This is a genomic window from Enterobacter cloacae complex sp. 397G4 (assembly GCF_050031515.1).
Classification (GTDB): Bacteria; Pseudomonadota; Gammaproteobacteria; order Enterobacterales; family Enterobacteriaceae; genus Enterobacter; species Enterobacter hormaechei_C.
The window spans coordinates 1,513,832-1,531,268 of sequence record NZ_JBLGWE010000001.1 but is presented as its reverse complement, the minus strand read 5'-3'; the positions used below and the strand labels follow the sequence as shown (position 1 = coordinate 1,531,268).

General features: G+C 58.1%; 18 protein-coding genes and 1 riboswitch. Of the genes, 9 read left to right on the top strand and 9 right to left on the bottom strand.

The window, feature by feature from the left end:
* The first annotated feature begins 2 nt into the window (after positions 1 to 2).
* The gene (locus tag ACQG1Y_RS07285; RefSeq protein ID WP_033486369.1) at positions 3 to 506 is read left to right on the top strand and encodes a fimbrial protein; all 504 of its coding nucleotides are present in this window, start codon (positions 3 to 5) and stop codon (positions 504 to 506) included.
* Here the strand turns inward: ACQG1Y_RS07285 and dinG are convergent.
* Together dinG and rhlE are read right to left on the bottom strand one after the other, a co-directional pair.
* Positions 493 to 2,670 (bottom strand): ATP-dependent DNA helicase DinG, encoded by a 2,178-nt coding sequence (gene dinG, locus ACQG1Y_RS07280; protein WP_015571073.1) that lies wholly within the window; start codon positions 2,668 to 2,670, stop codon positions 493 to 495. The genes ACQG1Y_RS07285 and dinG overlap by 14 nt on opposite strands.
* A gap of 97 nt (positions 2,671 to 2,767) precedes the next feature.
* Positions 2,768 to 4,150, bottom strand: coding sequence for an ATP-dependent RNA helicase RhlE (gene rhlE / locus ACQG1Y_RS07275; protein WP_017693771.1), 1,383 nt, complete (start codon positions 4,148 to 4,150; stop codon positions 2,768 to 2,770).
* Between the two features lie 204 nt (positions 4,151 to 4,354).
* Between rhlE and cecR the strand changes: the two genes are divergently transcribed.
* Genes cecR through ACQG1Y_RS07250 form a run of 5 tightly spaced genes read left to right on the top strand, consistent with a single transcriptional unit; the run spans position 4,355 to position 10,043 of the window.
* Positions 4,355 to 5,032: a transcriptional regulator CecR gene (cecR, locus tag ACQG1Y_RS07270; RefSeq protein WP_017384928.1), complete on the top strand. Its 678-nt coding sequence runs from the start codon at positions 4,355 to 4,357 to the stop codon at positions 5,030 to 5,032.
* Positions 5,029 to 6,024: a secretion protein HlyD gene (gene hlyD, locus ACQG1Y_RS07265; protein ID WP_368740467.1), complete on the top strand. Its 996-nt coding sequence runs from the start codon at positions 5,029 to 5,031 to the stop codon at positions 6,022 to 6,024. Before cecR ends, hlyD begins: the two co-directional genes overlap by 4 nt.
* Complete coding sequence (locus tag ACQG1Y_RS07260) at positions 6,017 to 7,756, top strand: ATP-binding cassette domain-containing protein (protein WP_045337871.1); 1,740 nt, start codon at positions 6,017 to 6,019, stop codon at positions 7,754 to 7,756. Before hlyD ends, ACQG1Y_RS07260 begins: the two co-directional genes overlap by 8 nt.
* Positions 7,746 to 8,879 (top strand): ABC transporter permease, encoded by a 1,134-nt coding sequence (locus ACQG1Y_RS07255; protein WP_045343735.1) that lies wholly within the window; start codon positions 7,746 to 7,748, stop codon positions 8,877 to 8,879. The genes ACQG1Y_RS07260 and ACQG1Y_RS07255 overlap by 11 nt, the downstream gene beginning before the upstream one ends.
* A 57-nt stretch (positions 8,880 to 8,936) precedes the next feature.
* Positions 8,937 to 10,043 (top strand): ABC transporter permease, encoded by a 1,107-nt coding sequence (locus tag ACQG1Y_RS07250; protein ID WP_017384932.1) that lies wholly within the window; start codon positions 8,937 to 8,939, stop codon positions 10,041 to 10,043.
* Here the strand turns inward: ACQG1Y_RS07250 and ACQG1Y_RS07245 are convergent.
* Entirely contained in the window at positions 10,005 to 10,415 is a 411-nt protein-coding gene (locus tag ACQG1Y_RS07245; protein ID WP_003858499.1) for a YbhQ family protein, read from the bottom strand. The genes ACQG1Y_RS07250 and ACQG1Y_RS07245 overlap by 39 nt on opposite strands.
* A gap of 133 nt (positions 10,416 to 10,548) precedes the next feature.
* On the opposite strand from ACQG1Y_RS07245, the gene ACQG1Y_RS07240 reads away from it, so the two are divergent.
* The 3 genes from ACQG1Y_RS07240 to ACQG1Y_RS07230 are packed head-to-tail and all read left to right on the top strand — an operon-like array spanning position 10,549 to position 13,507.
* Positions 10,549 to 11,310, top strand: coding sequence for an endonuclease/exonuclease/phosphatase family protein (locus ACQG1Y_RS07240; protein ID WP_017384933.1), 762 nt, complete (start codon positions 10,549 to 10,551; stop codon positions 11,308 to 11,310).
* Positions 11,307 to 12,545, top strand: coding sequence for a cardiolipin synthase ClsB (clsB, locus tag ACQG1Y_RS07235; RefSeq protein WP_015571079.1), 1,239 nt, complete (start codon positions 11,307 to 11,309; stop codon positions 12,543 to 12,545). The genes ACQG1Y_RS07240 and clsB overlap by 4 nt, the downstream gene beginning before the upstream one ends.
* The gene (locus ACQG1Y_RS07230) at positions 12,545 to 13,507 is read left to right on the top strand and encodes a lysylphosphatidylglycerol synthase domain-containing protein (protein ID WP_015571080.1); all 963 of its coding nucleotides are present in this window, start codon (positions 12,545 to 12,547) and stop codon (positions 13,505 to 13,507) included. Before clsB ends, ACQG1Y_RS07230 begins: the two co-directional genes overlap by 1 nt.
* Before the next feature lie 126 nt (positions 13,508 to 13,633).
* Here ACQG1Y_RS07230 and ACQG1Y_RS07225 read toward each other — a convergent pair whose 3' ends face one another.
* The 6 genes from ACQG1Y_RS07225 to moaA all read right to left on the bottom strand — a co-directional run bounded on the left by ACQG1Y_RS07225 (position 13,634) and on the right by moaA (position 17,107).
* On the bottom strand, positions 13,634 to 14,341 hold the full coding sequence (locus tag ACQG1Y_RS07225) for a Bax inhibitor-1/YccA family protein (RefSeq protein WP_015571081.1): 708 nt from the start codon (positions 14,339 to 14,341) through the stop codon (positions 13,634 to 13,636).
* 58 nt (positions 14,342 to 14,399) lie between these two features.
* Positions 14,400 to 14,852 (bottom strand): molybdopterin synthase catalytic subunit MoaE, encoded by a 453-nt coding sequence (moaE, locus tag ACQG1Y_RS07220; RefSeq protein WP_015571082.1) that lies wholly within the window; start codon positions 14,850 to 14,852, stop codon positions 14,400 to 14,402.
* Between the two features lies 1 nt (position 14,853).
* Complete coding sequence (gene moaD, locus ACQG1Y_RS07215; protein ID WP_003858510.1) at positions 14,854 to 15,099, bottom strand: molybdopterin synthase sulfur carrier subunit; 246 nt, start codon at positions 15,097 to 15,099, stop codon at positions 14,854 to 14,856.
* Entirely contained in the window at positions 15,092 to 15,577 is a 486-nt protein-coding gene (moaC, locus tag ACQG1Y_RS07210) for a cyclic pyranopterin monophosphate synthase MoaC (protein ID WP_017384934.1), read from the bottom strand. The genes moaD and moaC overlap by 8 nt, the downstream gene beginning before the upstream one ends.
* Positions 15,578 to 15,580: 3 nt before the next feature.
* Positions 15,581 to 16,093: a molybdenum cofactor biosynthesis protein B gene (gene moaB, locus ACQG1Y_RS07205; RefSeq protein WP_015571084.1), complete on the bottom strand. Its 513-nt coding sequence runs from the start codon at positions 16,091 to 16,093 to the stop codon at positions 15,581 to 15,583.
* A gap of 24 nt (positions 16,094 to 16,117) precedes the next feature.
* Complete coding sequence (gene moaA / locus ACQG1Y_RS07200; RefSeq protein ID WP_126495297.1) at positions 16,118 to 17,107, bottom strand: GTP 3',8-cyclase MoaA; 990 nt, start codon at positions 17,105 to 17,107, stop codon at positions 16,118 to 16,120.
* Positions 17,095 to 17,228: riboswitch (molybdenum cofactor riboswitch) on the bottom strand. Its footprint overlaps the gene before it by 13 nt.
* Between the last annotated feature and the right edge of the window lie 209 nt (positions 17,229 to 17,437).

Below are 17,437 nucleotides of genomic sequence, written 5' to 3'. Positions count from 1 at the left end.
CAATGAAAAGTTATTTGATTTTCCTGACCCTCGGCCTGTTGGCTAACGCTTATGCGGAGGATATTCAGATAGAAATGACCGGCAACATTTACGCCAATACCTGCACGGTGGATAGCGCCAGCCAGAACCTGACGGTTAATCTGGGTCAGGCCGTCGCGGGTAATTTTAAGGATGTAGGGGATACCGGCAAGTGGATAGCGTTTGATTTAACGCTCTCAAAATGTCCCTCAACGACGACCCTGGCGACGGCGACATTTCTCGGCCAGGCCGACGGCGCGCACCCGAGCAAATTCGCTAATATCGGTACGGCCGGTGGGCTGGCGCTGGAGCTGGCCGATCGTCCGGATAAGATGCTCATCGCCCCGCAGGCAAGCTTCAGCGTTCTGGTGAATCAGGACGATCATACCGCCGATTTCCCGCTTTCTGCCCGCTATTACGCCACCGCCCTGCCCGTTACCGCCGGCACGTTCAGCAGCGTTGTTCAGGTCACGTTTATTTACCAGTAGGACCGCGCCTCTTTGCACGGATGCTTTTTGTACGCCCGGCAGAGGGTTTCGCCGGGCGTTTTTTTACCTCCGGCACCTCTGGCTGCTCAATCGGGAAGATCGGCAGCGCATTCAGCAGCCGCTGGCCATAGTTTTTGGTGAGCAGACGTTTGTCATAAATCACCACCTCGCCCCAGCAGCCGTGGCTACGGATCAGGCGCCCGACCTGCTGGATCAGGTTAAACGACGCCGCAGGCAGGCTTTGCACTTCAAACGGATAACGGTTAAGGCTTTTCAGCCATTCGCCTTCGGTGATCACCACCGGGCTGTCGATGGGCGGAAAAGCGATTTTATGGATATGCACCTGCGTCAGGTAGTCGCCTTTTAAATCCAGCCCTTCCGCAAAGGACTGTAGCCCCACCAGCACGCTACGCTCGCCGTTATCAATGCGTTTACGGTGGGTTTCCACCAGCCGATAGCGCGGCTGATCGCCCTGCACCAGCAGGAGTAAGCGCAGATCGGTGACGTGCTCCAGGAAGCGTTGCATCGCGCGGCCGCTGGCAAACAGCACCAGCATACCGGGGTATTTTTTACTCTCAACCTGCTCGCGGAAGTAGGCCGCCATTTCCGCAATATGCTGCTCTTCGTTATCGATAAGCGGCTCATAGTTCATGCGCGGGATCACCAGCTTGCCCTGCTCACAGTGGTTGAACGGCGAGTCCAGGGCCACAAAACGGTCCCCCGCTTTCTCTTTCAGGCCGCTCATTTCCTGCAACCTTGAGAAGCTGTTCAGTGAACGCAGGGTCGCCGACGTCACTACCACGTGCGGCACGCTGCGCCAGATCAGCTTTTCCAGCTGATCGGCCACGCGGATGCCCACGCAGTGGAAGAACAGATGTACCTGCCCGTCTCGCACTTCGCGGGTGGCCCACTTTGTCACTGGCGCCCCGGACGCCTGCGCCATCGAGGCCAGCCGCCAGAGTTTGCTCTGCGCCTCAAACATGCCCAGCGCGCGGTTCATTTGCAGCAGAATGCGGTGCAAGCGCACCACGTCATGGGTACCGGTTTTCTCGCTGAGATCGTTTAAGAACATCTCCGCCAGCCCGCGCAGCTTTTCAAGGTGCTTCGCCAGCTGCTGGCAAATCTCCATCACTTCCTGTGGCAACTCACCCATCGCAAAGCGGTGTTCCGCTTCCTGGGTGGCGGGGAGATACAGGTTGAGAATGTTATTCAGCGAGGCGATGAGGCCGTACACCTCTTCACAGTGCTCGCTCAACCGCTCCGGGACCGCCAGCGGCGGCGTGGTTTTCGGGCGGAACTGCTCCATGCAGGTTGCCACCAGCTTGCAGAACAGATCCAGTTGCAGGCGAAACCACGGGGCGGTAATTTCTGCACTCATCTCCAGCGCATCCCGCGCCACGTCGGGCAGATGATGACCTTCATCCAGCACCAGCAGCAGGTTTTTGGGCTCCGGCAGGACCGCTTCACTCTCCAGGGCAGCCATCACCAGCGCATGGTTGGCGACAACCACCTCCGCTTCCTGAATCTCACGCCGGGCGACAAAGAACGGGCACTCGCGATAGTAGTGACAGTTGCGGTTCAGGCAGCTCGCTTTATCGGTGCTGAGCCTGCGCCACAGGTCGTCGCCGATCGCCTGGCTGGTGTGATCCCGCAGGCCGTCCCACCTGTAGCCGTCGAGATCGGCCTTTAGCTTTGCACACTGCTCCTGCTCCGCCTTGTTGTTTGGCGTCAGCTCGTCATCAAGAAACGCGAGCAGATCCTGCTGGGAGGGTTCACTGCTGGCCAGCGCCGCCAGATTGCGCGGGCAGACGTAGCGCCCGCGACCAAAGGCGGCGGTGAACCGTAAATCGGGGATAATTTTGCGCAGCAGCGGCAAATCTTTGCTGAAGATCTGATCCTGCAAGGCCACGTTAGCGGTACTGACCACCAGCGTTTTGTCTTCTTCCCGCGCGATGGCAATGCCGGGAATGAGATACGACAGGGTTTTCCCGACGCCGGTCGGGGCTTCAATCGCCAGATGTCGTCCGTCGTCCCCGGCGAGCGTTTTTGCCACGTCGGCAATCATCTGCCGCTGCGGGGCTCGGGGGATAAAGTCGGGGATCTGCTGTTGTAGCGCCTTATACCATGCGCCAATTTGCGCCTTGAGCGCAGCGGTTAAAGCCATCGGAAAACCTGAAATACTGTATAAACAGCCACTATTGTGGCACTTTCTCTCCGCTGCCGCAAAAAGAAAAGCCCGGCTTTACGACCGGGCTTCCAGATTACTGCGGGTTAGCAGGTTTACGCGGGCGGCGTCGGCGCTGCCCCTCGCCTGCCGGTTTCCCTTCGCCGCTACGCCACGGGTTTTCACCGGCTGGTTTGCTGTCGTTATTACGACGCGGCGGTTTGCCCGAAGATTTCGGCGCGCCACCTTCGGCACGACGCGGCTGCTGACCGCGACCGCCGCCGCCCTGACCGCGACCGCCGCCCTGACGACCGTTCTGAATTGGCTCAGCTTTGATCGACGGGTCCACTTCATAACCCGGGGTTTCAATGCGCGGGATCTCTTTCTTCAGCAGGCGTTCGATGTCGCGCAGCAGCTTGTGTTCATCCACGCAGACCAGAGAGAGCGCTTCCCCGGTTGCCGCCGCACGGCCGGTACGGCCGATACGGTGCACGTAGTCTTCCGGCACGTTCGGCAGCTCGTAGTTCACCACGTGCGGCAGCTCTTCAATGTCCAGGCCACGGGCGGCGATGTCGGTTGCCACCAGCACACGTATGTCGCCGGATTTAAAATCAGCCAGCGCGCGGGTACGCGCACCTTGACTCTTGTTGCCGTGGATCGCCGCGCTGCGAATACCGTCTTTATTGAGCTGTTCCGCCAGGTGGTTAGCGCCGTGCTTGGTGCGGGTAAAGACCAGTACCTGCTGCCAGTTGCCCTGGCCGATCATCTGGGAGAGCAGTTCCCGCTTGCGCTTCTTATCCACAAAGTGCACGTGCTGCGTCACCTGCTCGGAGGCGGTATTGCGGCGCGCGACTTCCACTTCCAGCGGGTTATGCAGCAACTTTTCCGCCAGTGCCTTGATCTCGTCGGAGAAAGTCGCGGAGAAGAGCAGGTTCTGACGACGCGTCGGCAGCTTCGCCAGCACGCGGCGAATGTCGTGGATGAAGCCCATATCCAGCATACGGTCGGCTTCGTCCAGCACCAGAATTTCGATGTTATCGAGCTTCACCGCGTTCTGGTGTTCCAGATCCAGCAGACGCCCCGGCGTTGCCACCAGCACGTCCACGCCGCCGCGCAGCTTCATCATCTGCGGGTTAATGCTTACCCCGCCGAAAACCACCAGCGAACGAATGTTGAGGTAGCGGCTGTATTCACGCACGTTCTCGCCAATCTGGGCCGCCAGTTCGCGGGTTGGGGTGAGGATCAGCGCACGCACCGGACGACGGCCTTTGGCGTGCGGCTGGTTTTTTACCAACAGCTCCAGCAGCGGCAGGGTAAAGCCCGCGGTCTTACCGGTACCGGTCTGCGCGCTTGCCATCAGGTCACGGCCCTGCAAAACGGCCGGAATGGCCTGCTGCTGGATAGGGGTTGGCTCAACGTAGCCCTGCTCTGCGATGGCGCGCAGAATTTCCGGGTTCAGACCAAGGGAATCAAAAGACATAAAAACTCCGAACCGCCCCGACCATCACAGGTGTAGTTTTCAGGGAGATATAACGAATAGAAGGACAAAAACCACAATGTCGCGAAGGAGCGGAGTGTAGCAGCTTTTGTGACGTGGCGCATAAAATATCCCCGGCGATGACTCGACGTTTGCGCAAATCAGGCATAATCTTAATCAATCGATTGATTAATTTTTAATGCTGCTATGAATACAACCCCAACGACAACCAAAGGCGAACAGGCGAAAAGTCAGCTTATCGCCGCCGCGCTGGCGCAGTTTGGCGAGTATGGTCTGCATGCCACCACGCGGGATATCGCCGCTCAGGCCGGGCAGAATATTGCGGCCATCACCTACTATTTTGGCTCAAAAGAGGATTTATACCTCGCCTGCGCCCAGTGGATCGCGGATTTTATCGGCACCAGCTTTCGCCCGCACGTGGAAGAAGCCACCGCGCTGTTCAGCCAGCCAGAGCCTGACCGGGCTGCCATCCGCCAGCTGATCCTTAACGCCTGTCACAACATGATCCGCTTGCTGACGCACGACGATACGCTGAACCTGAGCAAATTTATCTCCCGCGAGCAGCTCTCCCCCACTACAGCGTACCAGCTGGTGCACGATCAGGTGATCGCCCCGATGCACAGCCATCTGACCCGGCTGATCGCCGCCTATACCGGACGGGACGCCAGCGATACCGACACCATTTTGCATACCCACGCCCTGCTGGGCGAAGTGCTCGCCTTCCGTCTGGGGCGTGAGACCATCCTGTTACGTACGGGCTGGACACAATTCGATGAGGATAAAGCCGCGCAAATTAGCCAGGTCATTACCTGTCACGTTGATCTGATCCTGCAAGGCTTAACGCAAAGGAGCCAGAAGTCATGAAAAAACCTGTCGCCATCATTCTGGTGGTTGTTGTGTTACTTGCTGCGGGAATCGGTGGCTGGCTGTGGTATCAGAGCCAGCAGGATCGTGGCCTGACGCTGTACGGCAACGTGGATATCCGCACCGTGAACATGAGCTTCCGCGTCGGCGGACGGCTGGCCTCGCTGAACGTTGACGAAGGCGATGCCATCAAAGCCGGGCAGACGCTGGGAATGCTGGACAAAGCCCCGTTTGAGAACGCGCTGATGCAGGCAAAAGCAGGCGTTTCCGTCGCACAGGCGCAATACGACCTGATGCTGGCGGGCTACCGTGACGAAGAGATCTCCCAGGCGGCCGCTGCCGTTAAGCAGGCAAAAGCCGCCTATGACTATGCGCAGAATTTCTATAACCGTCAGCAAGGCTTATGGAAAAGCCGCACTATTTCCGCCAACGACCTGGAAAACGCGCGCTCATCCCGCGACCAGGCGCAGGCGACGCTGAAATCTGCCCAGGATAAGCTAAGCCAGTACCGCACCGGTAACCGTGCGCAGGACATTGCCCAGGCGAAGGCCAGCCTTGAGCAGGCGCAGGCGCAGTTAGCCCAGGCGGAGCTGGATCTGCACGACACCACGTTAATCGCCCCGTCTGACGGCACGCTGATGACCCGCGCTGTGGAGCCGGGCAGCATGCTCAGCGCGGGCAGCACCGTGTTAACGCTCTCCTTAACCCGTCCGGTGTGGGTGCGCGCTTACATTGATGAGCCAAATCTTGGCCAGATGCAGCCGGGCCGCGAACTGCTGCTCTGTACCGACGGTCGCCCGGACAAGCCGTATCACGGCAAAGTGGGCTTCGTCTCCCCTACCGCCGAGTTCACGCCAAAAACCGTTGAAACCCCGGACCTGCGTACCGACCTGGTGTATCGCCTGCGCATCATCGTCACCGATGCGGACGACGCGCTGCGTCAGGGCATGCCTGTTACCGTGACCTTAAACGACGGGGAACGACATGAATGATGCGGTTATCCAGCTCAACAATCTGGTCAAACGCTTCCCGGGAATGGCCAAACCGGCGGTCGCACCGCTGAATTGTACGATTCAGAAAGGCTATGTGACCGGGCTGGTGGGGCCGGACGGCGCGGGTAAAACCACGCTGATGCGGATGCTGGCGGGATTGCTGAAGCCGGATGAAGGCAGTGCCAGCGTGCTTGGCCTCGATCCGATCAAAGACGACGCGGCGCTCCACGGCATGCTCGGCTATATGCCGCAGAAGTTTGGTCTGTACGAAGATCTGACGGTAATGGAAAACCTCAATCTGTATGCCGATCTGCGCAGCGTTACCGGCGAAACCCGGCAGAAAACCTTCCAGCGTCTGCTGGCGTTTACCTCCCTCGGCCCGTTCACCGACCGGCTGGCGGGCAAACTTTCCGGCGGGATGAAGCAGAAGCTGGGGCTGGCCTGCACGCTGGTGGGCGAACCGAAGGTGCTATTGCTGGATGAACCCGGCGTGGGCGTGGACCCGATTTCCCGCCGCGAGCTGTGGCAGATGGTGCACGAGCTGGCGGGTGACGGCATGCTGATCCTCTGGAGTACCTCTTACCTTGATGAAGCAGAGCAGTGCCGCGACGTGCTGCTGATGAATGAAGGCGAACTGCTCTATCAGGGCGAACCCACCGAGCTGACGCAAACCATGGCCGGGCGCAGTTTTCTGCTGCACAGCGCGCAGGAGTCCAACCGCAAGCTGCTGCAACGGGTACTGAAGCTGCCGCAGGTGAGCGACGGGATGATTCAGGGCCGTTCGGTGCGCGTGATCCTCAAAAAAGAGACTTCCGCCGACGATATCCGCCGTGCGCAGGGTATGCCTGAGATCGACATGACAGAGACCGCGCCGCGCTTTGAAGATGCGTTTATCGATCTGCTGGGCGGGGCGGGAACCTCAGAATCACCGCTTGGCGCCATCCTGCACACGGTGGAAGGCACGGCGGGCGAAACGGTCATTGAAGCGAAATCGCTCACCAAAAAATTCGGCGATTTCGCCGCCACCGATAACGTCAATTTTGCCGTGAAGCGCGGCGAGATATTTGGCCTGCTCGGGCCGAACGGCGCGGGGAAATCCACCACCTTTAAAATGATGTGCGGCCTGCTGGTACCAACCTCCGGCAAAGCGCTGGTGCTGAACATGGATCTCAAAGTCAGCTCCGGCAAGGCGCGCCAGCACCTGGGCTATATGGCGCAGAAGTTTTCGCTCTACGGCAACCTGACGGTGGAGCAAAATCTGCGATTTTTCTCCGGCGTCTATGGCCTGCGGGGACGGGCACAGAATGAGAAGATCGGCCGCATGTGCGACGCCTTCGGCCTGACCGATATCGCCTCACACGCTACCGACGCTCTGCCGCTTGGCTTCAAACAGCGGCTGGCGCTGGCCTGCTCACTGATGCACGAGCCGGATATCCTGTTTCTTGATGAACCGACTTCAGGCGTGGACCCCCTCACCCGCCGCGAATTCTGGCTGCATATCAATAGCATGGTGGAAAAAGGCGTGACCGTGATGGTCACCACCCACTTTATGGACGAGGCAGAGTATTGCGACCGCATCGGGCTGGTCTATCGCGGCAAGCTGATTGCCCACGGCACCCCGGATGACCTGAAAGCGCAGGCCGCCGACGACGCGCAGCCAGACCCGACCATGGAGCAGGCGTTTATCACCCTCATCCACGACTGGGATAAGGAGAATACTCATGCGCAGTAACGCCCTTTCCTGGCGCCGGGTGCGCGCCCTGTGCGTCAAAGAGACGCGGCAGATTGTGCGTGACCCCAGCAGCTGGCTGATTGCGGTGGTGATCCCCCTGCTGCTGCTGTTTATTTTCGGCTACGGGATTAACCTCGACTCCAGCAAGCTGCGGGTCGGGATTTTGCTGGAGCAGCAGAGCGAAGAGGCGCTGGACTTCACCCACGCCATGACCGGCTCGCCCTACATCGATGCCACCATCAGCGACAACCGGCAGGAACTGATCCAGAAAATGCAGGCCGGAAAAATTCGCGGTCTGATCGTCATTCCGGTCGATTTTGCCGCCAATATGGCACGCCCGGGCGCCGATGCGCCAATTCAGGTGATCACCGACGGCAGCGAGCCTAACACCGCCAACTTCGTGCAGGGCTATGCGGAGGGGATCTGGCAGCTCTGGCAGATGCAGCGCGCCGAAGACCGGGGGGAGGAGTTTGAACCGCTGATTGACGTGCAGACGCGCTACTGGTTTAACCCCGCCGCCATCAGCCAGCATTTTATTATTCCGGGGGCGGTCACCATCATCATGACGGTGATTGGCGCGATCCTCACCTCGCTGGTGATCGCCCGCGAATGGGAGCGCGGCACCATGGAGGCGCTGCTCTCGACCGAAGTGACGCGCGTCGAGCTGCTGCTCTGCAAGCTGATCCCCTACTACTTCCTCGGCATGCTGGCGATGCTGCTGTGTATGCTGGTCTCGGTATTTATTCTTGGCGTGCCGTACCGCGGCTCGCTGGTGCTGCTGTTCTTTATTACCAGCCTGTTTTTGCTCAGCACGCTGGGGATGGGACTGTTAATTTCCACCATCACCCGCAACCAGTTTAACGCCGCGCAGGTGGCGCTTAATGCCGCCTTCCTGCCGTCGATTATGCTCTCCGGCTTTATCTTCCAGATAGACAGTATGCCGGCGGTGATCCGCGCCGTGACGTACATCATTCCGGCGCGCTACTTTGTGAGCACCCTGCAAAGCCTGTTCCTGGCGGGAAATATTCCGGTGGTGCTGATTATCAACACCCTGTTTTTGCTGGCGTCGGCGGTGATGTTTATCGGGCTGACGTGGATGAAAACGAAAAGAAGATTAGATTAGCCATCGGATTATGTAGGTCGGGTAAGCGCAAGCGCCACCCGACAGGAGGACGACGCGATGTTTCACCGTTTATGGACATTGATCCGCAAAGAGCTGCAATCCTTGCTGCGCGAGCCGCAGACCCGCGCCATTCTGGTGCTGCCGGTGCTGCTTCAGGTTGTACTGTTTCCGTTTGCCGCCACGCTGGAGGTCACCAACGCCACCATCGCCATTTACAACGAAGACAACGGCAAGCATTCCGTCGAGCTGACGCAGCGTTTCGCCCGCGCCAAAGCCTTTACCCATGTCCTGCTTCTGGAAAGCCCGCAGGCGATCCAGCCCACCATCGACACGCAGAAAGCATTATTGCTGGTGCGCTTCCCGGCGGACTTCTCCCGCAACCTGGACACATTCCAGACCGCGCCGATGCAGCTGATCCTCGACGGACGTAACTCCAACAGCGCCCAGATTGCGGCGAACTATTTGCAACAGGTGGTGAAGGATTACCAGCAGGAGCTGATGGCAGGCAAACCCAAACCCAACAACAGCGAGCTGGTGGTGCGCAACTGGTACAACCCGAACCTGGACTATAAATGGTTTGTGGTGCCGTCATTAATCGCCATGATCACCACCATTGGCGTGATGATTGTCACCTCGCTGTCCGTGGCGCGCGAACGTGAGCAAGGTACGCTGGATCAGCTGCTGGTCTCACCGCTCGCCACCTGGCAGATATTTGTCGGCAAGGCGGTGCCGGCACTGATTGTCGCGACGTTCCAGGCCACCATCGTGCTGGGGGTGGGAATATGGGCGTACCAGATCCCGTTTGCCGGATCGCTGGCGCTGTTTTACTTCACGATGGTGATTTACGGCCTGTCGCTGGTGGGGTTTGGGCTGCTGATTTCCGCGCTCTGCTCAACGCAGCAGCAGGCGTTTATCGGGGTGTTTGTCTTTATGATGCCGGCGATTTTGCTTTCAGGGTATGTTTCGCCAGTGGAGAACATGCCGGTGTGGTTACAGGATTTGACGTGGATAAACCCAATTCGTCACTTCACGGATATCACCAAGCAAATCTATCTGAAGGATGCGAGTCTGGATATTGTGTGGGGAAGTTTGTGGCCGCTACTGGTCATCGCGGCCACAACGGGCTCAGTGGCCTATGCGATGTTTAGACGAAACATCGCGTAGCTTTTTCTCTTTGGTGAGCAACGACACCACCGCAGGCCCTGCGAGGATAGCCAGACCCGCCAGGGCCAGCAGCAGGTTGTTTTGCAGCACGCGTGACAACAGCCACAGGACGATCATTGCCGCACCAAAATACCAGGTGGTGGTGAGCTCTTCGAGCACATCACCCACTTCACGCCAGCGCGCGTCGTGGTGACGCTGTAAAAACAGCATCGACAGCACGGTCACGCCGTAAACCACGCATAACCCTAAGCCGACACGCACCAGCGTGCCGCTCATCCAGCCCATCACCAGTACGGCCACGACCAGTAAATGCAACATTATCTGCCAGCAACTCAAACCGGTTGCGACACGAACGCGTTGTTGCCACTTCATGGCTTCTCTCCTGAAGGATTTTTCTCTGCTAATTCAGACTACCGCACTTTACGGAAAATTCCGTAACGCCGCATCTTTTTGTGACGCCTACTACACTTTATTTTCATCGGGATAGTCACCCAGGAAGGTGTTTATGAGCAAAAAAACGCAGCATTTCTCGCTTAAGGTGCTGACGATAAACATTCATAAGGGCTTCACAGCATTTAACCGCCGCTTCATTTTACCGGAGCTGCGCGACGCGGTACGCACCGTCAGCGCCGATATTGTCTGCCTCCAGGAGGTCATGGGCGCGCACGAAGTGCACCCTATGCATTTCGAAAACTGGCCCGACACGCCCCACTACGAGTTTCTGGCGGATACCATGTGGAGCGATTACGCCTACGGGCGCAATGCGGTCTACCCGGAGGGGCATCACGGTAACGCGGTGCTGTCGCGTTTTCCTATCGAGCATTATGAGAACCGCGACGTCTCCGTTGGCGAGAGCGAAAAACGCGGGCTGTTATACTGTCGTATCACCCCCCCGGCGCTCGATTTTCCCATTCATGTGGGCTGTGTTCATCTTGGCCTGCGTGAAGCCCACCGTCAGGCCCAGCTACAGATGCTGGCAGACTGGACCAATGCGCTGCCGGAGGGCGAGCCCGTAGTGGTGGCCGGTGATTTCAACGACTGGCGACAGCGGGCCAACCATCCGCTGAAGGTGAAGGCGGGCCTGGAGGAGATCTTTACCCGCTCACGCGGTCGTCCCGCGCGGACGTTTCCGGTGCGCTTCCCCCTGCTGCGCCTTGACCGCATTTACGTAAAAAATGCCCACGCCAGCAGCCCGACTGCGCTGGCTTTACTCAACTGGCGACATCTCTCCGACCATGCCCCACTCAGCGCGGAGATCCACTTATGAAATGCACATGGCAGGAAGGTAACCGTATTACGCTGCTGGAAAATGGCGATAACTTTTATCCGGCGGTTTTTGAGGCGATTAGCCACGCACAGCAGAAAGTCTTTCTCGAAACGTTTATCTGGTTTGAAGACGACGTGGGCAGGCAGTTGCACAGCGCACTGCTGCATGCCGCCCGTCGCGGTGTAAAAATCGAGGTTCTGCTCGACGGATATGGTTCGCCGGATCTCAGCGACGAATTTGTTAACGAGCTCACCGCCGCAGGGGTGGTGTTCCGCTATTACGATCCCGGCCCGCGTCTGTTCGGCATGCGCACCAACCTGTTCCGTCGAATGCACCGCAAAATTGTGGTGGTGGATGAAACGGTGGCCTTCGTTGGCGGCATTAACTACTCCGCCGAGCATATGTCGGATTACGGTCCCGAAGCTAAACAGGACTACGCGATCCGTATCGAAGGACCGGTGGTTCAGGACATCCAGCTGTTCGTGCTGGAAAACTTACCCGGCAAAGAGGCCGCTCGCCGCTGGTGGCGACGCCGTCATCGCCCGGAAGAGAACCGCAAGCCCGGCGAGGCGCAGGCGCTGTTCGTCTGGCGGGATAACGAGGAGCACCGGGACGATATCGAGCGTCATTACCTGAAGATGCTGGCGAACGCGAAGCGCGAGGTGATTATCGCCAACGCCTATTTCTTCCCCGGTTACCGGATTTTGCACGCCATGCGCAACGCGGCCCGACGCGGCGTGAGCGTGAAGCTTATCGTGCAGGGTGAGCCCGATATGCCGATTGTGAAGGTGGGCGCGCGTCTGCTCTATCGCTATCTGGTCAAAAGCGGCGTGCAGATCTATGAATATCGCCGCCGCCCGCTGCACGGCAAAGTCGCCGTGATGGATGACCACTGGGCGACCGTTGGCTCCAGCAACCTCGATCCGCTGAGCTTATCGCTCAATCTGGAAGCGAACCTGATCATCCACGATCGCCAGTTTAATCAGACCCTGCGCGATAACCTTCAGGGTCTTATCAATAAAGACTGCGTGCGTGTGGATGAGTCCATGGTGCCGAAACGGAGCTGGTGGAACGTGGGCATCGGCGTGGTGGTGTTCCACTTCCTGCGCCACTTCCCGGCCATGGTGGGCTGGCTGCCCGCGCATACGCCGAAACTGGCGCTGGTGGATCCGCCTGTGCAACCCGAAATGGAAACCCAGGACCGCGTAGAGGCGGAAGATGGAGGGAAAACCTGATGTCGAAATCTCATCCTCGCTGGCGGCTGGCGAAAAAAATCCTGACCTGGCTGTTCTTCATTGCCGTCGCGGTCCTGCTGGTGGTGTATGCCCAAAAGGTGGACTGGGAAGAGGTGTGGAAAGTTATTCGCAACTACAACCGGACAGTCCTGCTGGGGGCCGTTGGGCTGGTGATTGTGAGCTACCTGATGTACGGCTGCTATGACCTGCTGGGACGTGCCTACTGCGGACATAAGCTTGCCAAACGGCAGGTTATGCTGGTGTCATTCATCTGCTATGCCTTTAACCTGACGCTGAGCACCTGGGTGGGCGGGATTGGTATGCGCTATCGCCTGTACTCCCGCCTTGGCTTACCGGGCGGCACCATCACGCGTATTTTCTCCTTAAGCATCACCACCAACTGGCTGGGGTATATCCTGCTGGGCGGGGTGATTTTCACCATCGGCGTGGTGCAGCTGCCTGCGCACTGGTACATCGATGAGGCTACCCTGCGCATCCTGGGCATCGTACTGCTGCTGATCATCGCCGCCTACCTGTGGGCCTGCGCCTTTGCCAAACGTCGTCACATGACCATTAAAGGCCAGAAGCTGGTGCTGCCGTCATGGAAGTTTGCCGTCCTGCAAATGGTGGTTTCCAGCGCTAACTGGATGGCGATGGGGGCCATTATCTGGCTGTTGATTGGCGAAGATGTGAACTACTTCTTCGTGCTGGGCGTGCTGCTGGTAAGCAGTATTGCCGGGGTGATTGTGCATATTCCGGCGGGTATTGGCGTACTGGAGGCGGTGTTTATCGCGCTGCTTGCGGGGGAGCATGTGTCTCACGGGACGATTATCGCCGCCCTGCTCGCGTACCGCATGATCTACTACTTCCTGCCGCTGGCGCTGGCAACGGTCTGTTATCTGGTGCTGGAGAGTCGGGCGAAGAAGCTGCGCGCGAAGAACGAGAGGATGTTGGCGAAGTGAGTTGTGTCGGGTAGCGCTGCGGTCTGATGCCCTCACCCCGGCCCTCTCCCACGGGGAGAGGGAGAAAAGCCCGCACCGTGCAATCCCCTCTCCCTGAGGGAGAGGGTTAGGGTGAGGGGGAAATAACTAGCGACGGTTGCCGAAGATACGCAGCAGCATCAGGAACAGGTTGATGAAGTCCAGATAAAGCGTCAGCGCGCCCAGAATCGAGTATTTGCGCAGGTTTGAACTGTCGCGAACATCAATTTGTTCACCGATGTTTTTCAGCTTCTGGGTATCGTAAGCGGTTAAGCCCACGAAGATCACCACCCCGATATAGGTCACCGCCCACATCAGCGCGTCACTCTTCAGCCACAGGTTCACCAGCGACGCCAGCACAATCCCAATCAGCCCCATAAACAGCATGTTGCCGAAGCCGCTCAGGTCACGTTTGGTGGTGTAACCGTACAGGCTCATCACACCGAACATCCCGCCGGTCACCACAAACGTGCTGGCGATGGAAGAGTAGGTGTAAACGATGAAAATACTGGAAAGCGTCAGCCCGGTCAGCGCCGAATAGAGCATAAACAGCGTGGTCGCCATACCCGCGCTGAGCTTGTGCACCAGCCCGGAGAGCACGAACACCAGCGCCAGTTGCGCAATAATCAGCCCAAAGAAGGTGATTTTGCTTGAGAAGATAAACATCATCAGTTCAGGCGTATTTGCCGCATACCACGCGATAAACGCGGTAAGCAGCAGGCCAACCGTCATCCAGCCATACACCTGAGCCATGTAGGTTTGCAGCCCGCTACGGGTCTGCTGAACTATCGAATCGGAACGCGGAAATCGGTCCATGATTCACTCCTGATTAAGTAAACACACACGTTAAGAGTAACACATCCGCGTAAACCAACTACCAACGGCTGGCGGCATGTTTATCGCTGTCGCGTGATTCCACCCAGCGCTCACCTTCCGGCGTCGCTTCACGCTTCCAGAACGGCGCTTTGGTTTTAAGGTAATCCATGATGAACTCCCCCGCCGCAAAAGCACTCCCGCGATGGGCGCTGGTGACGCCGACAAACACAATCTCTTCGCCGGGCCACATTTCGCCGATGCGATGGATAACCGTAACGCGCCCTAGTGGCCAGCGGCCTCGCGCCTCTTCCACAATGGCCGCCAGCGATTTTTCGGTCATTCCCGGATAGTGCTCCAGCGTCAGCGCTTTTACGCTGTCGCCGAGATTATGATTACGCACTTTCCCGGTAAACGTCACGACCGCGCCGTCTTCGTCGCGCCCGGCCAGCCAGTCATATTCCGTGCCCACGTTAAAACGCTCATGGCCGACCAGAATTCGGGTTTCCGTCATCTTAACCCCCTGTGACCGGCGGGAAGAAGGCCACTTCGTCCCCATCGGCCAGCGGGTGGGTCAACTCCACCAGCGTCTGGTTCACGGCGGCCAGCAGTTTGCCTTCGTCCAGCGCCAGCGCCCAGCGGTCGCCTTGCGCCGCCAGATGCGCACGCAGGGCGGCGACATTTTCGAAAGAGCCGTCCAGCGTCAGGCTGTCGGTATTGACCAGCTCACGGACCTGGGCAAAAAAGAGCACCTTAATCATGGCTTTCCACCTTAAAATCACCGGATTTGCCGCCGCTTTTTGCCAGCAGACGCACCGGGCCAATCACCATATCTTTCTGTACCGCTTTACACATGTCGTAGATGGTCAGCGCCGCCACGGAGGCCGCCGTCAACGCCTCCATCTCCACGCCGGTTTTCCCGGTTAAGCGGCACAGGGACTCGATACGCACACGGTTATGCGCCGGCTGCGCCTGCAAATTTACCTCCACTTTGCTGAGCATCAGCGGATGGCAGAGCGGGATGAGGTCCCAGGTACGTTTAGCGGCCTGAATACCGGCGATGCGGGCGGTGGCAAACACGTCACCCTTGTGATGGCTGCCGTCGATAATCATCGCCAGCGTCTCCGGCAGCATGGTGACGAACGCTTCAGCACGCGCCTCGCGCACCGTTTCGGCTTTGGCGGAGACATCCACCATATGCGCTTCGCCAGCGGCGTTTATGTGGGTCAGTTGTGACATAGCTTATTTCTTTAAATGGGGATGAAAATTACACGGACGGGTACGGGCATCCAGCTGCGGGGCAATAATGTTTTCCCACGCGGTGCGGCAGGCTTTGGTCGACCCCGGCATGGCGAAGATAAGCGTCTTATTCGCCACCCCCGCGACGGCACGGGACTGAAGCGTAGAGGTGCCAATCTCTTCAAAGGAGAGCATGCGGAACACTTCGCCGAAGCCTTCCACTTCGCGATCGAACAGCGGGAGCAGCGCTTCCGGTGCCTGGTCGCCTGCGGTAAAGCCGGTGCCGCCAGTGATCAGCACCACCTGGACGTCATCACCCGCAATCCACTGTGAGACCTGAGCGCGAATGGCGTAACGGTTTTCTTTGACGATCGCTTTATCAACAATCTGGTGTCCGGCTTCGTGTGCCGCCTCGCGCAGCCAGTGGCCAGAGGTATCATCCTCTTCACCACGACGTTCGGAAACGGTAAGAATAGCAATGCGTGTCGGGATAAATTCCGCGCTTACCTGACTCATCTTCTGGTTCCTTCTAAAGCCTGATTACCCGCCGATATAGGACAGGTTCTGAGTAATGCCGGTGTTGCCCTGATGCAGGAAATGGGTCTGCTTTTTGTGCGTCAGCGCCTCGGAAATACGTGCTTCAAGCGCGTCCTGCTGGGCGTCATCTTCCAGCAAATCGCGCAGATCGACGCCGCCATCCCCGAACAGGCAAAGATGGAGCTTGCCGACGGAGGAGACGCGCAGGCGGTTGCAGCTGGCACAGAAGTCTTTTTCATAGGGCATGATCAGGCCGACTTCGCCTTCATAATCCGGATGACAAAAGACCTGCGCCGGGCCATCGCTGCGCTGGCGGATCTGGTGGATCCAGCCGCGTTTCATCAGTTCGTCGCGCAGAACCATGCCGGAGATATGATGGCGACGGAACAGCTCACTGCCCTCCCCGGTCTCCATCAGCTCAATAAAACGCAGTTGAATGCGGCGCGGTTTGATCCACGCCAGGAAAGTGTCCAGCTGATGGTGGTTCACATCACGCATCAACACGGTATTGACTTTGACCTTGTCGAAACCGGCGGTGAACGCGGCATCGATGCCGTCCATCACCTGCTGGAACTTATCCTGGCCGGTAATGGCGTGGAACTGACGGGCGTCCAGGCTATCGACGCTGACGTTGATCGCCGTCAGCCCCGCATCGCGCCAGTTCGCCACGTCACGCGCCATGCGGTAACCGTTGGTGGTCACCGCGATCTGGCGGATACGTTCGTTTTCACGCACGGCGGCAATGATGTCAGGGAAATCACGGCGCAGGGAGGGCTCTCCCCCGGTAAGACGCACTTTTTCCGTGCCAAGTTCAGAGAACGCGCGCGTGACGCGGCGTACTTCATCCACGGAGAGAAAGCCATTATTGGTGACGCTGCCCGGCTTGTAGCCATCGGGCAGGCAGTAGGTGCAACGGAAGTTACACACGTCGGTAATCGACAAACGTAAGTAGAAAAACTTACGCGCGAAAGCATCAGTAAGTTGTGAAGCCATGTACACCTTTCCAGATCGGGAGGCACAGTCATTTCTTTCTGTACCCTGGTGGCAAATCCGCCACGGCCAGGGCGCCATATCTCTCGACACAGGCGCCAGGGCTAGAGTGTATGTTTTCAGTTTTGAAAACGTGGTTATGGCGATAGTAGCGTGGAAATCGCCACTTCGCCATTGTCGCTTTTCGCTATATAAATTTATATATAACGATGTTATCGTGCATTTTCACTACAGAATACGCAAAAACAGCGCTTTCGCATTGATATACGTCATTATGGTTTGTGAGAGGCATCGTCTTTTAGGAGTAGTTGCGTTACTGTGACGCAAGCTTAA

Coding starts and splice junctions, on each gene's coding strand:
- ACQG1Y_RS07285 (WP_033486369.1), top strand. CDS start 3: ATGAAAAGTTATTTGATTTTCCTGACCCTCGGCCTGTTGGCTAACGCT.
- dinG (WP_015571073.1), bottom strand. CDS start 2,670: ATGGCTTTAACCGCTGCGCTCAAGGCGCAAATTGGCGCATGGTATAAG.
- rhlE (WP_017693771.1), bottom strand. CDS start 4,150: ATGTCTTTTGATTCCCTTGGTCTGAACCCGGAAATTCTGCGCGCCATC.
- cecR (WP_017384928.1), top strand. CDS start 4,355: ATGAATACAACCCCAACGACAACCAAAGGCGAACAGGCGAAAAGTCAG.
- hlyD (WP_368740467.1), top strand. CDS start 5,029: ATGAAAAAACCTGTCGCCATCATTCTGGTGGTTGTTGTGTTACTTGCT.
- ACQG1Y_RS07260 (WP_045337871.1), top strand. CDS start 6,017: ATGAATGATGCGGTTATCCAGCTCAACAATCTGGTCAAACGCTTCCCG.
- ACQG1Y_RS07255 (WP_045343735.1), top strand. CDS start 7,746: ATGCGCAGTAACGCCCTTTCCTGGCGCCGGGTGCGCGCCCTGTGCGTC.
- ACQG1Y_RS07250 (WP_017384932.1), top strand. CDS start 8,937: ATGTTTCACCGTTTATGGACATTGATCCGCAAAGAGCTGCAATCCTTG.
- ACQG1Y_RS07245 (WP_003858499.1), bottom strand. CDS start 10,415: ATGAAGTGGCAACAACGCGTTCGTGTCGCAACCGGTTTGAGTTGCTGG.
- ACQG1Y_RS07240 (WP_017384933.1), top strand. CDS start 10,549: ATGAGCAAAAAAACGCAGCATTTCTCGCTTAAGGTGCTGACGATAAAC.
- clsB (WP_015571079.1), top strand. CDS start 11,307: ATGAAATGCACATGGCAGGAAGGTAACCGTATTACGCTGCTGGAAAAT.
- ACQG1Y_RS07230 (WP_015571080.1), top strand. CDS start 12,545: ATGTCGAAATCTCATCCTCGCTGGCGGCTGGCGAAAAAAATCCTGACC.
- ACQG1Y_RS07225 (WP_015571081.1), bottom strand. CDS start 14,341: ATGGACCGATTTCCGCGTTCCGATTCGATAGTTCAGCAGACCCGTAGC.
- moaE (WP_015571082.1), bottom strand. CDS start 14,852: ATGACGGAAACCCGAATTCTGGTCGGCCATGAGCGTTTTAACGTGGGC.
- moaD (WP_003858510.1), bottom strand. CDS start 15,099: ATGATTAAGGTGCTCTTTTTTGCCCAGGTCCGTGAGCTGGTCAATACC.
- moaC (WP_017384934.1), bottom strand. CDS start 15,577: ATGTCACAACTGACCCACATAAACGCCGCTGGCGAAGCGCATATGGTG.
- moaB (WP_015571084.1), bottom strand. CDS start 16,093: ATGAGTCAGGTAAGCGCGGAATTTATCCCGACACGCATTGCTATTCTT.
- moaA (WP_126495297.1), bottom strand. CDS start 17,107: ATGGCTTCACAACTTACTGATGCTTTCGCGCGTAAGTTTTTCTACTTA.